13 protein-coding genes are annotated in these 15,463 nt (G+C 73.6%); all 13 read left to right on the forward strand.

Annotation, left to right across the window (positions count from 1 at the left end):
* The first annotated feature begins 268 nt into the window (after positions 1–268).
* The 13 genes from ACIRA5_RS48780 to ACIRA5_RS48840 all read left to right on the forward strand — a co-directional run bounded on the left by ACIRA5_RS48780 (position 269) and on the right by ACIRA5_RS48840 (position 15,390).
* The gene (locus tag ACIRA5_RS48780) at positions 269–1,036 is read left to right on the forward strand and encodes an SDR family NAD(P)-dependent oxidoreductase (RefSeq protein ID WP_403703704.1); all 768 of its coding nucleotides are present in this window, start codon (positions 269–271) and stop codon (positions 1,034–1,036) included.
* 33 nt (positions 1,037–1,069) lie between these two features.
* A complete protein-coding gene (locus ACIRA5_RS48785) occupies positions 1,070–1,522 on the forward strand; it encodes a 3-hydroxylacyl-ACP dehydratase (RefSeq protein WP_403703706.1) in 453 nt (150 codons plus the stop codon).
* Entirely contained in the window at positions 1,519–2,796 is a 1,278-nt protein-coding gene (locus ACIRA5_RS48790; protein WP_403703709.1) for a beta-ketoacyl-[acyl-carrier-protein] synthase family protein, read from the forward strand. Before ACIRA5_RS48785 ends, ACIRA5_RS48790 begins: the two co-directional genes overlap by 4 nt.
* Complete coding sequence (locus tag ACIRA5_RS48795; RefSeq protein ID WP_403703712.1) at positions 2,793–3,320, forward strand: 3-hydroxyacyl-ACP dehydratase FabZ family protein; 528 nt, start codon at positions 2,793–2,795, stop codon at positions 3,318–3,320. Before ACIRA5_RS48790 ends, ACIRA5_RS48795 begins: the two co-directional genes overlap by 4 nt.
* On the forward strand, positions 3,317–4,606 hold the full coding sequence (locus ACIRA5_RS48800) for a beta-ketoacyl-[acyl-carrier-protein] synthase family protein (protein WP_403703715.1): 1,290 nt from the start codon (positions 3,317–3,319) through the stop codon (positions 4,604–4,606). Before ACIRA5_RS48795 ends, ACIRA5_RS48800 begins: the two co-directional genes overlap by 4 nt.
* 328 nt (positions 4,607–4,934) lie before the next feature.
* Complete coding sequence (locus tag ACIRA5_RS48805) at positions 4,935–7,304, forward strand: beta-ketoacyl synthase N-terminal-like domain-containing protein (RefSeq protein WP_403703718.1); 2,370 nt, start codon at positions 4,935–4,937, stop codon at positions 7,302–7,304.
* 2 nt (positions 7,305–7,306) lie between these two features.
* Positions 7,307–8,440 (forward strand): 3-oxoacyl-ACP synthase III family protein, encoded by a 1,134-nt coding sequence (locus ACIRA5_RS48810; RefSeq protein WP_403703721.1) that lies wholly within the window; start codon positions 7,307–7,309, stop codon positions 8,438–8,440.
* 81 nt (positions 8,441–8,521) lie between these two features.
* The gene (locus ACIRA5_RS48815) at positions 8,522–9,388 is read left to right on the forward strand and encodes an ester cyclase (protein WP_403703723.1); all 867 of its coding nucleotides are present in this window, start codon (positions 8,522–8,524) and stop codon (positions 9,386–9,388) included.
* Positions 9,389–9,601: 213 nt separating this feature from the next.
* Positions 9,602–10,594 carry an aldo/keto reductase gene (locus ACIRA5_RS48820; RefSeq protein ID WP_403703778.1) on the forward strand — a complete coding sequence of 331 codons (993 nt, stop codon included), beginning with the start codon at positions 9,602–9,604 and terminating at the stop codon, positions 10,592–10,594.
* 379 nt (positions 10,595–10,973) lie between these two features.
* Positions 10,974–12,167 (forward strand): FAD-dependent oxidoreductase, encoded by a 1,194-nt coding sequence (locus ACIRA5_RS48825; RefSeq protein WP_403703781.1) that lies wholly within the window; start codon positions 10,974–10,976, stop codon positions 12,165–12,167.
* A gap of 46 nt (positions 12,168–12,213) precedes the next feature.
* Positions 12,214–12,867 (forward strand): thermostable hemolysin, encoded by a 654-nt coding sequence (locus ACIRA5_RS48830; RefSeq protein ID WP_403703726.1) that lies wholly within the window; start codon positions 12,214–12,216, stop codon positions 12,865–12,867.
* Positions 12,857–14,485, forward strand: coding sequence for an AMP-binding protein (locus tag ACIRA5_RS48835; protein WP_403703729.1), 1,629 nt, complete (start codon positions 12,857–12,859; stop codon positions 14,483–14,485). The genes ACIRA5_RS48830 and ACIRA5_RS48835 overlap by 11 nt, the downstream gene beginning before the upstream one ends.
* Positions 14,482–15,390: a TauD/TfdA family dioxygenase gene (locus tag ACIRA5_RS48840; protein WP_403703732.1), complete on the forward strand. Its 909-nt coding sequence runs from the start codon at positions 14,482–14,484 to the stop codon at positions 15,388–15,390. Before ACIRA5_RS48835 ends, ACIRA5_RS48840 begins: the two co-directional genes overlap by 4 nt.
* Positions 15,391–15,463: the final 73 nt, after the last annotated feature.

Raw genomic sequence — 15,463 nt, forward strand, 5'->3', positions numbered from 1 at the left:
GACAGCAGCTGCCCCGAATCAACGGCGGGGGACGCTGGTACGCCCAGCAGTCTTACGCCGGCTCCACAGACCTGACATCCCGCCAGCCCGGCGGTAGGCCCGGCCAGCTTGGTCATCACCGGCCGGGCCTGGCAACTCTAAGACATCCGCAGGCAGTTGCTGGTGAACGACGATCCGCCCTGGCGGCGCATCGTCTTCCCCTGCCCTGCTCCGCAGGAGTCCGTTTCCTCCCCAGCCTGAAGGCCGGGGTGTCCACGGAGGAATCCAGATGAAGCTGAAGGACCGCACCGCCCTGGTCACCGGTGCCTCACGCGGCATCGGCCGGGCCATCGCCCTGGCCCTGGCCGAGCAGGGGGCGGCCGTCGCCGTCAACTACCGCTCCCGCCAGGAGGACGCCCTGGCGGTCGTCAAGGAGATCGAGACGGCGGGCGGCCGGGCCGCGGCCGTCGGCGCCGACGTCGCCGACCCGCAGCAGGCCGCCCGCCTGGTACAGGAGGCCGCCCGTCTCCTGGGCCCCCTGGACATCCTCGTCAACAACGCGGGCACCAGCGACGACGGCCTCATCTACGACGCGCCGCCGGACGCCTGGCTGAACGTCATGAAGACCAACTTCGGCGGCGCCTGGCACTGCACCCACGCCGTCCTGGAACAGTTCATGGCCCGCGGCGACGCCACCATCGTCAACATCTCCTCCGCGATGGGCGAACGCGGCTGGATCGGCCAGGCCAACTACTCGGCCTCCAAGGGCGCGCTGAACTCCTTCACCCGCTGCGCCGCCGTCGAACTCGCCCGCTTCGGCATCCGGGTCAACGCGGTCCTGGCCGGGTTCACCCCGACCGAACTCGTGGACGGCGTGCTGCAGCGCGACGGCGGCAAGAGCATCAAGCGGCAGATCCCGCTGCGCCGGTTCGCCACCGCCGGCCAGGTCGCCGCGGCCGCGGTGTTCCTGGCCGGCCCCGACTCCGGCTACACCACCGGCGAACTGCTCTGCGTGGACGGCGGGTTCTCCGCCCAGCTCGGCATCGGCCGCCCGTAACGGACGCGTGAGGGAACGGAAGAAGAGACGACGATGCGATTCCATCTGATCGACCGGATCGAGACCTGCGCGCCCCGCGAGCACATCACCGCGCGCAAGGTCACCTCTGCCGAGGAGACCTACTGGCAGGACACCGGCGACGGACCCGCGCTGCCCTTCGGGCTGGCCCTGGAGGCCCTGTGCCAGTCCGCCACCTGGCTGATCATGCTCTCCACCGACCACCGGCTGCGCGCCGCGCTGCTGGCGGTCGGCGAGGCCACCGCGCACCGCGCGGTGCGCCCCGGCGAGGTGCTGCGCATGCACGCCACCGTCGAGTCGATGACCGAGGAGGCCGCCCTGCTGGACGGCACCGTCACCGTGGACGGCGAGAACGTCCTCGAGGCGAGCGGCATCCTGTGCGCGCTCATCGACGCCGAACGCCTCGACGACCCGGCCGCCACCCGGCGCATGGCGCACCAGCTGCAGGGCGGGGGGCCGGTGGGATGACCCGCGTAGCCATCACCGGCGTCGGCGCCGTCACCCCGCTGGGCAACGACGCCGGCACCACCTGGCAGGGCCTGGCCGCCGGCCGCAGCGGGGTGGGGCCGCTGACCACCTTCGACGCGGCCGGTTTCCCGGTGCGTATCGCCGCCCAGGTCAAGGACTTCGACCCGGCCACGGCGATCCCGGCCCGCATCGGGCGCAAACACCTCTCCCGGGTGGGCCTGTTCGGTGTCGCGGCCGCCTGGGAGGCGCTGCGCTCCGCGCGGGCCGAGGACCTGGGGGAGGAGGTGTACGACTTCGGCGAGCGCGGGGTGGCGATGGGCGCGAGCGTCGGCCGCCCCGAGCTGCAGGCCCTCCTGGACGTCGGCCACCTGCGCGCCACCACCGGCCGCGCGGACGCGTTCTTGTGCCACCCGCCGGCCGTCACCCTCACCGACGACCAGAACGTGCCGCTCAGCGCGATGGCCCGGATGATGTCCGCGACCGGGCCGATGATCGGGATCTCCACCGCCTGCTCCGGCTCCGGGCACGCCATCGGGGAGGCCTACCGCGCCATCCAGGAGGGCGACGCCCGGCTGATGGTCGCCGGCGGCTACGACTCCCTGACCACCTGGCTCGACCTGCTCGGCTTCAGCCTGCTGGGCGCGCTGACCGACCGTCACAACGACGATCCCGCACGCGCCTCGCGGCCCTTCGACGCCGACCGCTCCGGCTTCGTGATCGGCGAGGGCGCCGTCGCCGTCGTCCTCGAGGACCTCGACGCCGCCCGCGAGCGCGGCGCGCCCGTTCTGGGCGAGGTCCTCGGCTACGGCTCCACCCTCAACGCCTGGCGCATCACCGACTCCCCGCCGGACGGCTCCGGCGCCGTCCAGGCCATGGAGGCGGCGATCGGCGAATCCGGGCTGGGCACCGCCGGCATCGACTACGTCGTCGCGCACGGCACCAGCACCCACGGCAACGACCAGTCCGAGACGGTCGCCATCAAGAAGGTCTTCGCCGACGACGCCCGCCGTCTGGTGGTCAGCGCCCCCAAGTCGATGGCCGGCCACCTCACCTCCGCCAGCCTGGGCCTGGGCGTGCTGGCCGCGCTCGGCGCGATCCGCCACCACCTGGTCCCGCCCACCGTCAACCTCGAGCGGCCCGACCGCGGCCTGGACCTCGACTACGTGCCGCACACCGCCCGCCCGATGCCGGTGACGGCGGCCCTGATCAACGCGTTCGCGTTCGGCGGCAGCAACACCAGCCTCGTCGTCGGCGCCCCGCGGGAGGACACATGACCACCACCGTCCCCACCGCGGGACCCACCCCCACCCAAGCCGCGGGATCCGCCCCTGTTTCCGGTGCGGGCTCCGCGGCGGTCACCACCGGCCCCGTTGCCGGCGCGGGATCCTGGGCCGCCGCCGTGCCCGGCGGCGGCCCGGGCGGGTTCGACCGGCTGCTGGAGGTCGCCGTCGGCGAGCGGGCGGCGGCCGTGCGCAACGTGCCCGCCACCCTGACCTGCTTCACCGACCACTTCCCGCGCCACCCCGTGCTGCCCGGCGTGCTGCTGCTGGAGAGCATGGCCGCGCTCGCCCGTACCGCCGCGGGCCCCGGCACCTGGCGCCTGGCCGCCGTGCGCGGCGTGCGCTTCAAGCACTTCGTCGGCCCCGGCGACCAGGTCCACCTCACCGTCGAGGTGACCGCTCACGGCCCGCACCGCACCGAGTGCCGGGCCACCGCCCGGGCCGGCGGCCGGGTGGTCGCCACCGCCCGTGTCCTGGCCCTGGTCAGCGACGAGACGACCCGGGAGGGCACAGCATGAGCGAGCAGCGCCGCCGCGTGATGGTCACCGGCATCGGCCTGATGACCGCGATCGGCCAGAGCGCCGCCGAGACCTGGCACAGCCTGCTGGAGGGCCGCTGCGGCATCGGACCGCTGCGCGCCTACGACCCCGCCCCGCTGCGCACCGGCATCGGCGCCGAGATCCCCTCCTTCACCCCCGCCCAGTGGGCCTCCCGCCGCACCCTGCGCATGCTGTGCCGCGGCGACCAGCTCGCCCTGGCCGGCGCCACCCTCGCCCTGCAGGACGCGGGCCTGGACGACGGGAGCGACCTGGGACAGCGCGCGGGCCTGTTCCTGGGCAGCAACAAGGAAATGCCCCGCATGGACGAGCTCATCGCCCAGCTGCAGGCCGTGCGCGCCGACGACGGCACCCCCGACCTGCACCGGCTGGGGCAGAGCGCCTCCTCGGTGATCGCCCCGCTGTTCTTCGTCGAGGGACTGCAGCCCGCCGCCGCCTTCCACATCTCCGAGAAGTACGGCATCCGCGGCGCCAACGCCTACTTCGCCGGCACCGCCGACTCCGGCGCGATGGCGATCGGCCGGGGCATGCGCACCGTACGCCGCGGCGAGGCCGACCTCGTGCTCGCGGGCGGCTACGACGACGCCACCGGCTGGTGGGCGATGTCCAAGATGGACGGCCTGGGCGTCCTGAGCACCCGCACCGACCTGGGCACCGAGGCCTTCCGGCCCTTCGACCGCGACCGCTCCGGCTCGGTCTTCGGCGAGGGAGCCGCCCTCCTGGTCCTGGAGGAACGCGAACACGCCCTGGCCCGCGGTGCCCGCTGCTACGCCGAGATCACCGGCTTCGGCGCCGGCAACGACTGCGTCCGCCCGCCCAGCCCCCAGCCCCGCGCCCGCGGTCTGGCCCGCGCCATCGGCCGCGCCCTCGCCGATGCCCAACGGCCCTTCCCCGACGGCAGCTACATCGCCGCGCACGGCTGCGCCACCCTGCAGGGCGACGCCAGCGAGACCGTCGCCCTGCACGACGCCCTCGGCACGGCCGCCAAGTCCGCCCAGATCAGCAGCGTCAAACCGCAGACCGGACACCTCGTCGGCGGCGCCGGCGCACTGAACGCGGCCGTCGCCGCCCTCGCCCTGGACAGCGGCACCGTGCCCGCCACCCTCAACCTCCACCACCCCGCCGCCGAGTGCGACCTCGACTACGTCCCCCTCACCCCCCGCCACACCCGGCCCGACAGCGCCCTGGCCCTGGCCCGCGGCCTGGAGGGCCAGGCCGTCGCCCTCGCCCTGGGACGGACCTCTTGACATCTCCCCCAGCTGAAGCAGGGGGATTCTTCCCTCGCGGGTTGAGCTTTCTGCTTCTCAGACAGCAGCTGCCCCGAATCAACGGCGGGGGACGTGGGTACGCCCAGCAGTCTTACGCCGGCTCCACAGACCTGACATCCCGCCGGCCCGGCGGTAGGCCCGGCCAGCTTGGTCATCACCGGCCAGGCCTGGCAACTCTAAGACATCCGCAGGCAGTTGCTGGCGAACGACGATCCGCCCTGGCGGCGCATCGTCTTCCCCTGCCCTGCTCCGCAGGAGTCCGTTTCCTCCCCAGCCCGAAGGCTGGGGTATCCACGGAGGAATCCAGATGACCGACGTCCACGACCGCGCCGTACGGCCGGACACCGCGGCCCGGCCCCGGACCGTGGTGGTCTGCGGTGTCGGCGCCGTGACCGCCCAGGGCGAGGGCGCCGCCGCGCTGTGGGAGGGCATCCGGGCCGGGCATTCGGCCATCGGCCCGGTCACCGGCATGCCGATGGACGGCTACGGCACGGCCATCGGCGGCGAAGTGCCCCCCCTGTCCCGGCCCGCCTACGACTACCTGGCCGCCTTCGGCGGCAGCGAGCGGGAACCGGCCGTCGACTTCGCGCTGACCGCCGCCGCCGAAGCCCTCCAGCAGGCGGGCCTTGCGGGCCTGCCCGCCGAACGCTGGGGGGTGGCGTTCGGCTCCTGCAACGGCGGCCTGCGCAGCGCCGAGAAACTCGCCCGCCGCAGCCGCGAGGGCACCGCCCGCCTTGACGACGCCCTGCACTACCTGCTGGTCCCGCCGCAGGCCATCGCCGAGGCACTCAGCGGCGCCTTCGCTCTCAAGGGGCCGGCTCTGTCCGTCAACACCGCCTGCGCCTCGGGCGCGCACGCCATCGCGCACGCCGCCGAGGCGATCGCCGCGGGCCGCGCGGACGCGATGCTCGCCGGCGGCAGCGACGCCTTCACCGAGACCGCGTTCGCCGGCTTCACCAGCCTCCAGTCACTGTCGGCCAAACCCGCCGCCCCCTACTCCAAGGACCGCGACGGGCTGTCCCTGGGCGAAGGCGCGGGCATGCTGGTGCTGGCCGAGGAGTCGGTGGCCCGCGCCGCGGGCGCCCCCGTCCTGGCGGAGGTCCTCGGCTACGGCCTGTCCGCCGACGGCTACCACGCCACCGCCCCGCACCCCGAGGGCGAGGGCGCCGCCCGCGCCATCCGCGGCGCCCTGAAGGCCGCCGGCATCACCCCGGGAGACGTCGGCTACATCAACGGCCACGGCACCGGCACCCCCAAGAACGACTCCGCCGAGTCCAACGCGGTACGTGCCGCGTTCGGCGAGGACGCCCAGAAAACCGCCCTGAGCAGCTCCAAGTCGATGATCGGCCACCTGCTGGGCGCGGCCGGCGCGGTCGAGGCCATCGTCACCGTCAAGGCCCTGGTCGAACAGATCGCCCCGCCGACCGCCAACTTCACCGGCACCGACCCCAAGTGCGGGCTGGACGCGGTCCCCGACACCGGCCGCGAACTGGCCATGAACGCCGCCCTGTCCAACAACTTCGCCTTCGCCGGCGCCAATGCCTGCGTCGCCTTCGGCTGGCCCTCCGGACGGCGCTTCACCGTCCCCGCCCCGCCCGCCGCCGAGAAGGTCGTCATCACCGGGGGCGCCGCCCTCACCCCCGCCGGCGAAGGCCTCGAGGCGCTGTGGGAGGCCTGGCGGCAGGGACGGCGGCTGGGCGCCGACGAGGACGGCCTGCGCGTGGCCCGCGCCGTCTTCGACGCGGGCGCCCACATCGGCGCCCGCGACCGGCGCCGCATGGACCGCCTCTCCCAGCTCGCCGTCGCCTCCTGCCGCGCCGCCCTCGCCCACGCCGGCCTTCAGGCCGACGAGCACACCGGGGTCGTCCTGGGCACCGGACTGGGCCCGATGCGCAGCATCGAGGACTTCCTGCTGCCGGTGCTGGGCGGCTGCCCCGCCCACGGCAGCCCCGCCGTCTTCCCCAACACCGTCTTCAACGCCGCCGCCGGCCAGGTCGCCATGCACGTCGGCGCCAAGGGCCCCACCTCCACCGTCACCACCGGACACGCCGCCGGCGCCTCCGCCCTGACCGTCGCCCACGACCTGCTGCTGCAGCACCGCGCCGAGGCGGTGCTGTGCCCGGCGGTCGAGGACCTCTCCCCGGGCGTGCTGGCCGCCTACCGCCAGCTGCCGCTGTTCGACGACGCCGGCTACACCCTGGCCGAGGCCGGCATCGCCCTCGTCCTGGAACGCGAATCCAGCGCCCGCGCCCGCGGCGCCCGCATCCTGGCCGAGTTCGCCGGCCACGGCACCGCCGGCGACGCGGCCGGCATCGGCCGCTGGAACGCCGACGGCGAGGGCGTCGAGCGCGCCATGCGCGCCGCCCTCACCCACGCCGGCCTCACCCCCGGCGAGCTGACCGGCATCTGGGCCAACGCCGCCGGCCTCACCCGCGCGGACACCCCCGAGGCCCTCGCCACCACACGGCTGGCCGCCGAGGCCCACTGCCCGGTGCACACCCCCAAACAGACCCTGGGCGAACCGGTCGGCGCGGGCGCCCAGCTCGCCGCCCTCCTCGCCCTCACCGCCTGGACCACCCCGGCAAGCGGGGTGGCGGCGGGGCCGGTGCTCATCAACAGCTCCTCGCTCGGCGGCACCCACATCAGCCTCGTCCTGCGTCCCGCAACGGAGAACTGACCATGCCCCACACCCCCACCGCCCCGCCCGCCGAACCCCGCGCACGCCATGTCTCGGTCCTGGCCACCGGCGCCCACCTGCCGGGCGAGGCCCTCGACAACGACGCCCTGGCCCGCATCACGGGCCCGCTGCCCGCCGACGTCCTGGACGGCATCCAGGTCAAGCGCCGGCACTGGATGATCGACCCGGCCACCGGCGCCCACACCACCAGCACCTCGCAGATGGCCACCGCCGCCGCCCGCCAGGCCCTCGAGCGGGCCGGCGTCCAGGCGGACGAGATCGACCTGATCGTCCTGTCCACCGCCAGCCCCGACTACCTCCTGCCCGTCGCCGCCACCTACGTCCAGCAGCAGCTCGGCCTCAAGGACTGCGCGGTCATCGAGGTCCGCGCCGGCTGCGTGGGCGCCGTCCAGGCCCACGACATCGCCCGCCGCCTGCTCGCCGACGGCACCTACACCACCGCCCTGGTCATCGGCGCCGAGGCCGTCTCCCCGCTGCTGGCCCCCGTCTTTTTGGGCCGCGACCCCGAACGCGTACGGATGCGCGACCGGCTGACCGTCTACACCTTCGGCGACGGCGCCGGCGCCCTGGTGCTGCGCGCCGGCGAGGAGGGCTCCGCCCACGGCCGCCACCGCCCCGTCTTCGCCACCCGCTCCCTGGGCGGCGCCCGCAAACCCGGCATGCTCATCGTCGGCGGCGGCACCGACGCCCCCCTCGCCGAACAGCAGCGCCGCCCCCGCCTGATGGACATCCGCCTCGACATCCCCGGCACCGCCCAGTTCGGCCCCCGCGTCTTCGTCGAGGGCATCCACGACCTGCTCACCCGCTCCCACCTGACCCTGGCCGACCTCGACGCGTGCGTGCTGCCCGAGGGCAACGCCGAGTACTTCGCCAGCGAGTACGCCGCCGCCGGACTGCCGCCCGCCGACCAGGCCACCCTGAGCAAGACCATCGTGGAGAACCTCACCGACGTCGGCGCCACCGGCTCCGCCGCCGTCCCCCTCGCCCTCGACGCCGGCTGGCGCGAGGGCCGCATCCGCCCCGGCGACACGGTCCTGCTGCTGGCCATCGAGGCCAGCCGCTACCTGTACGCGGGCCTCACCCTCACCTGGGACGCCCCCTTCCCCGGCCGCTGACCCGCCCCGGACACCCGCCCGCCGCCCCTGTGACCTGCGCCCCCGCACCCGCGGGGCGCCGAGACCGAAGGACGAGAGAACGTGTCGATACAAGAGACGGAGCGCACCGCCCGCAGCGTGGAGGAACGCAACAAGCAGACCATCCGCCGGGTCTTCGACGCCTTCGTCAACCAGGGCGACTTCTCCGTCGTCGACGAGATCTACAGCCCCCACATGATCGACCACCAGCCGCTGCCCGGCGCCCCCGAAGGCCTCGAAGGCGTCCGCTACACCATCGCCGGCCTGCGCGAGGGCTTCCCCGACCTGCACGTGACCATCGAGGACATGAGCGCCCACGGCGACCACGTCGTCATCCACAACACCTGGCGCGGCACCCACCTCGGCGACTTCCTCGGCGCGCCGCCCACCGGAGAGGCCATCGAGTTCACCGGCGTCGTGGTGTGGCGGCTGCTGGCCGACGGCCTGATCGCCGAACGCTGGGGCATCGGCGTGGAGTCCAACATGCTGGCCGTGCTCGGCCTGCGCCGGCTCACCCCCGCCGCCCGCACCGGCGCCCGCACCGCGGCCCGCCGCACCGTCACGAGCGCCGGCGCCCTGCTGCCGCTGCCGCCCGGCGCCGCCGGCGCCTGGCACGCCCTTCAGGCCGAGCTCGCCGGAAAGCAACTGCGCGCCTACGAGGCCTCCCGGCGCCGTGCGGGCATCCTCCAGGAGTCCTTCGCCCTCCAGCCCCTGGGCGGCCAGGACGTGCTGGTCCACCGGATCGAGGCCCGCGACCCGCAGGGCGCCGCCCGCCGGCTGGCGGCCTCCGCCGACCCCTTCGACTCCTGGCTGCGCCGGGAAGCGGCCGCGGTGCTGGGCACCGACCCGTGGACCCACCTGGCCGCCAACGCCGCCCGGGACGGCCACACCTGGATGTCCGTCACCAGCGAACTGACCACCGCCGGCTGACCACCGCCGACCACCGCCGGCTGACCACCGCCGACCACCGCCGGCTGACCACCGCCGACCACCGCCGGCTGACCCACTGCCGGCCGACCGCCGTCCGAGCACCGGGGGACCGGCACCCCACCACTTCTCTAGCAAGGACACTGACACTGTCACTGCTAGACGGTCACTGCTGGACGACAACCGCCCCGTGCACGGCTCAGGAAGGAACCGATGATGCGGCAACGAAAACTCGGCAGCCAGGGGCTGGAGGTCTCCGAGCAGGGACTCGGCTGCATGGGCATGACCTTCGCCTACGGGCCCGCCGACGACCAGGAAGCCCTGCGCACCGCGCACCGCGCCCTGGAACTGGGCGTGAACCTCCTGGACACCGCGGACTTCTACGGCCCGCACAGCAACGAGGAGTTCGTCGCCCGCGTCATCGCCGGCCGCCGCGACAGCATCACCGTCTCCTCCAAAGTCGGCAACGAGGTCACCGCCGACGGCACCATCACCGGCCGCCTCAACGGCCGCCCCGACTACATCCGCACCTCCATCGACGCCACCCTGCGCCGGCTGGGCACCGACCGCCTCGACCTGTACTACCTGCACCGCGTCGACCCCGCCGTCCCCGTCGAGGAATCCACCGGCGCACTCGCCGACCTCGTCACCGCCGGCAAGGTCCGCCACCTCGGCATCTGCGAGGCGTCCGCCGCCACCATCCGCCGCGCCCACGCCGTGCACCCGCTCACCGCCGTACAGACCGAGTACTCCCTGTCCACCCGCGACGTCGAGGCCAACGGCGTCCTGGCGGCCGTCCGCGAGCTGGGCATCGGCTTCGTCGGCTACAGCCCGCTGGGCCGCGGCCTGCTCACCGGAGCCATCCGCAGCCTCGACGCCCTCGCCGAACACGACTTCCGCCGCGTCGTGCCCCGCTTCCAGCAGGGCAACCTCGAGACGAACCTGCACGTCGTGGAGCGGCTGCAGGCACTGGCCGCCGCCAAGAAGATCACCGCCGGACAGCTCGCCCTTGCCTGGGTCCTCGCCCAGGGCGACGACATCGTCGCCATCCCCGGCACCAAACGCGTCACCTACCTGGAGGAGAACCTCGCCGCCTGCGCCGTCGAGCTGAGCGCGGCCGACCTCGCCGCCCTCGACGAGATCGCCCCCCACGGCTCCACGGCGGGCGACCGCTACCCCGTCGGTGCCATGGCCACCCTCGACGGCTGACCCCCGACCCCGGCCCCGGCCCGCGGGCCCTCGAAGGCGAAGTGAGTGCGTTGACTTCTCCCCCAGCTGAAGCAGGGGGATTCTTCCCTCGCGGGTTGAGCTTTCTGCTTCTCAGACAGCAGCTGCCCCGAACTAACGGCAAGGGACGTTGGTACGCCCAGCAGTCTTACGCCAGCTCCACAGACCTGACATCCCGCCAGCCCGGCGGTAGGCCCGGCCAGCTTGGTTATCGCTGGCCGGACGGCCTACAAACTACCAGTCTCCTGCGGGTCGTTGGCGGTGGACGCCGATCCGCCCTGGCGGCGAATCGGCTTTCCCTGCCCTGCTCCGCAGGAGTCCGTTTCCTCCCCCGCCTGAAGGCGGGGGTATCCACGGAGGAATCCCGATAACCATGGCGAACATCACGATCATCGGCGGCGGACTGGCCGGCCTGACCGCGGCGATCTCCGCCGCCGAACAGGGCGCCCGCGTCACCGTCCACGAGGCCCACTCCGCGACCGGCGGCCGCGCCCGCTCGGCCGCCGGCCCCTACGTCACCAACGACGGGCCGCACACCTTCTTCGACAACGGCGACGCCTGGCACTGGCTGCTGCAGCGCGGACTGGCCGGCCGCTACGTGCGGCTGTCCTTCCACGAGTGGACCCGGATGCGCTTTCGCCACCAGGGCCGGCTGCGGATGACCCTGCCGTCCGGCTACATGAAGATGACCTGGCGCCACCGCGGCATCGAGGTCCCCGTCGACCGCTCCTTCCAGGACTGGGCCAGCGAACGCTTCGCTCAGCAGACCGTGAACGAGGCCCTCGGCTTCCTCGGACCGATCCTCTTCGACGGCGACCCCGGACGGCTGTCGGCGGCCTTCGTGTGGGAGCGGCTGCTGCGCGTGGGCACCCCCCGCTTCCCGCTGCCCAGCCGCTACTTCATCGGCGGCTGGGGCGCGCTGATCGCCCGCATGGAACGCGTCGCCCGCGCCCGCGGCGTCATCATCGAGACCGGCTCACGGCTGAGCGAACTGCCCGCCGGCGGACCGGTGATCGTGGCGACCTCGCTGGCCTCCGCACGCAGCCTGCTCGGCGACCCCGGCCTTGAATGGCCCAGCGGCACCGCCGCCCTGCTGGACATGGCCGTCACCCACTCCAAGAAGGACGGCAACGTCTCCTTCGACATGGACGAGGGCGGCTTCACCTCCCAGTACTCCGACCACGACCCCTCCCTCGCCCCCAAGGGCCAGGCCCTCTTCCAGGGACAGATGCCGCTGCGGCCCGGCGAGTCGAAGGCCGACGCCCTGGCCCGGCTGGAGAAACTCTTCGACCTGACCACCCCCGGCTGGCGCACCCGCATCCTGTGGCGCCGCGAAGGCGTCTCCCGCGGCCGCACCGGCGCCCTCGACCTGCCCGGCCTCAGCTGGCGCGACCGCCCCGCCGTCGACCGCGGGGACGGCGTGTACCTGGCCGGCGACAGCGTCGCCGCCCCCGGCATCCTCGCCGAGACCTCCATCAACAGCGCCCTGCGGGCCGCCCAACTCGCCCTGAACGCCCGCCCGGCGGCGCACCGTCCCGCGGTACTCGGACGATGAGTCCCCCCTCACGTCCCACCCCACCCTGTTAGGGAGCGCAGCACACATGAGAATCACCCTGTCCGAGCGCGGCACCCCGGACTGGCAGACCGCCGCGGACCTTGCCCGGCTGGTGTTCGCCAAGCAGTACCAGGCGAGCATCTCGCCCGACCCGGACGGCTTCCTCGCCTTCTTCGAGACCGCCGCCGACGGCCAGGAGGAAGTCCTCGCCTGCGCGGGCCTGTCCTTCCCCGAGGAAGAGAGCATCCTGCTCGAGCGCTACCTCGACGCCCCCGTCGAAGACGTCATCACCCGGGCCGTGGGCGCCCCCGTCAAACGCTCCCAGGTCCTGCAGATCGGCTCCATCGCCTCGGTACGGGCCTCCGCCGGCGCCGAGATCATCAAGGCGATCCCGCTGATCATGGCCTGCCTGGGCCGCCCGTACGCGGTGATGACCATGACCGGCCGGCTCGCCGCCCTCATGCAGCGCCTGGGCTGCGTCTTCCACCCCCTGGCCGACGCCAGCGCGGAATGCCTGCCCGAAGGCGAACGGGCCGCCTGGGGCTCCTACTACGACACCCGGCCCGTCGTCGGCTACGCCGAGGCCGCCGAGCAGTCCACCCTGCTGCTGGCCGCCATCGGCCGCTACTGCTTCACCTCGGTCGACATGCGGCTGCTGAGCAACCGCCCGCAGCAGGGGGTGCTCACCCGTGCCGCCTGACACCCCCGCCCGCCTCTCTCTCGCCCAGGGACTCCTGGAGCGGGCCGGCAGCGACGCCGTCATGGTCCGCGTGCTGGCCGCCGACGGCTCGGCGCCCGCCGCCTTCAGCTACCGCGACCTGACCGGCGCCGCCCTCACCCTGGCCGCCCAACTCCAGGAACAGGCCCAGGCGCTGGGCCGGCCGGCCCGGGTGGGACTGCTCGCGGAGAACTCGCCCGAATGGGTCGTAGCCGACCTGGCCGCCCTGTTCGCCGGCGCCGTCGAGATCCCCGTCCCGACCGCCTTCACCGCCCAGCAGGCCGCCTCCCTCCTGCAGAGCGCCGACCTGTGCCTCACCGACAGCGCAGGCGAAGCCGCCCTGGCCCGCTGGCACGCCGGCACCCCCCAGCCCGTCCTGCCCGACGGCTGCCGCGTCCTTCCCCTCGACCTGCCCGCCCTGGCCCGCGCACCCCGCCCCGCCGCGCCTCCGCAGATCCCCGGACACGACCAGATCGTCAAGGTCATCCACACCTCCGGCACCACCTCCGCCCCCAAAGGCGTACAGATCCGCCGGCACGGCCTGGACGAACTCCTCACCTCGCTGCGCGCCCGCACCCGCCCGGAGATCTTCGAACGCTATCTGTCCATCGTCCCGCTCAGCCTCCTCATCGAGCAGGTCGCCGGCCTCTACATGCCCTTCCTGGCAGGCGGTTCGGTGTCCTTCCTGCCGCCGGGCACCGCCCTGGTCGGCACCGCCGCCGACGCCGCCCCCCGCATGCTCACCCTGCTGCGAGCGGCCCGCCCCACCGCCCTGGTCGTGCCGCCCACCGTCGCCGGCCTCTTCCTCGCCCTGTGCGACCAGCAGCCCGCCGAGAGCATCCCCGAGCGCCACCGGCGGATCTTCGGACACGACGGGCCGGTCTTCATCGCCTGCGGCGGCGCCCCCGTCCCCCCGGAGATCCTCCAGCGCCTCGACGCCTACGGACTGACCGTCCACGAGGGCTACGGGCTGAGCGAGAACTCCTCCGTGGTGTCCTGGAACTTCCCCGGCGCCGTCCGCTTCGGCACCGTCGGCCGCCCCCTGGACCACGTGCACGCCGAACTCGCCGACGACGGCGAACTCCTCATCCGCAGCACCTCCCTGTTCGCCGGCTACACCCGCGAGGACCCCTCCAGCGTCGTCGTCGACGACCAGGGCCGCCTGCACACCGGCGACCTCGCCGAGATCGACACCGACGGCTATCTGCGGATCACCGGACGCAAGAAGAACCTCGTCATCACCGCGGGCGGCCGCAACGTGGCCCCCGAATGGGTCGAGGCCCGCTACCGCGAACTCGGCTTCGTCCGCGAGGCCGCCGTCGTCGCCGACGGCCTCGACCAGGTCCACGGCCTGTTCGTCATCGACGCCGCCCTCGACCACGACACCGCCCGCCGCGAGATCACCGACTTCGGCCGGCGCAAACTCTCCGGCATCGAACGCGCCGCCGTCGTCCACCTCATGTCCGAGGACGACCCCGCCTACGCCACCTGCTTCACCGTCACCGGACGCCCCCGCCGCGACGTCGTGCGCGCGCACGTCCTCGACCAGCCCCGCACCCCCGCCGCGGCCGCGGCCCCCGAGACCAAGGAGAACGCATGAGCACGGCTGTGAAGACCACCCCCTACGGCACCGGCAGCGGCCTGCTGGTCGAGGCCGCAGGCCCCGGCGGCCTCGACGGCGTCGACCCCAAGGAACTGCGCGACCTGCTCTCCCAGGCCGGCTTCCTGCTGCTGCGCGGCTTCGGCGCGGACATGGACGCCTTCACCGCCCTGGTGCAGCACACCTCCACCTCCACCACCCTCGACCCCGCCCGCGACTTCTACTCCGAGGTCGCCCAGAAGGTCGACGCCGGCTTCGACGAGGTGGGCCTGCACACCGAGAACGGCAACAGCCCCTTCCGCTCCCACCTCGCCTGGTTCTTCTGCGAGAAGGCCGCCTCCTCCGGCTCCCAGACCACCGTCTGCGACGGCTACCGCGTCTGGGACGCCCTCAGCCCCCAGGCCCGTACGGCATTCGCGGCCCAGGACATCGTCTACAGCCGCTACGTCGCCGAGCCGCAGTGGCGGGCGATGGCCCACCACCTGCTGGGCCGCACCAAGCCCGCCGACGAGATCGGCATCGAAGAACTCCTCGCGCTGGCAGGCCAGTTGCCCGGCACCGAGATCCTGCCGCAGGACGACGGCGGGGTGCGCTACTCCTTCACCACCCCCGCGGCCGGCACCACCGTGTTCGGGCCGCGCCCCTCCTTCGCCAACAGCATCCTGGGCCCCTCCTTCAACTACGAGAAGCCCACCATCACCTTCGCCGACGGCACCGCCCTGTCCCCGCAGCTGCTGGCCGAGGTCGAAGAGGTGACCGCCCGCCTCACCGAGAACCTCGACTGGCAGGACGGCGACGCCGCCGTCATCGACAACACCCGCGTCATGCACGGCCGGCGCGCCATCACCGACCCCGACCGCACCATCTACAACGCCCTCAGCTACATCGAGGCACCCGCCGCCTGACCGGGCCGCCCCTCCCGCCCCCATCCCTCAGCGGAAGAAGAAGGGAGGGGCAGGGGGCGGGAGGCAGATTCAT

The organism is Streptomyces sp. NPDC096311, from assembly GCF_044763085.1.
Classification (GTDB): Bacteria; Actinomycetota; Actinomycetes; order Streptomycetales; family Streptomycetaceae; genus Streptomyces.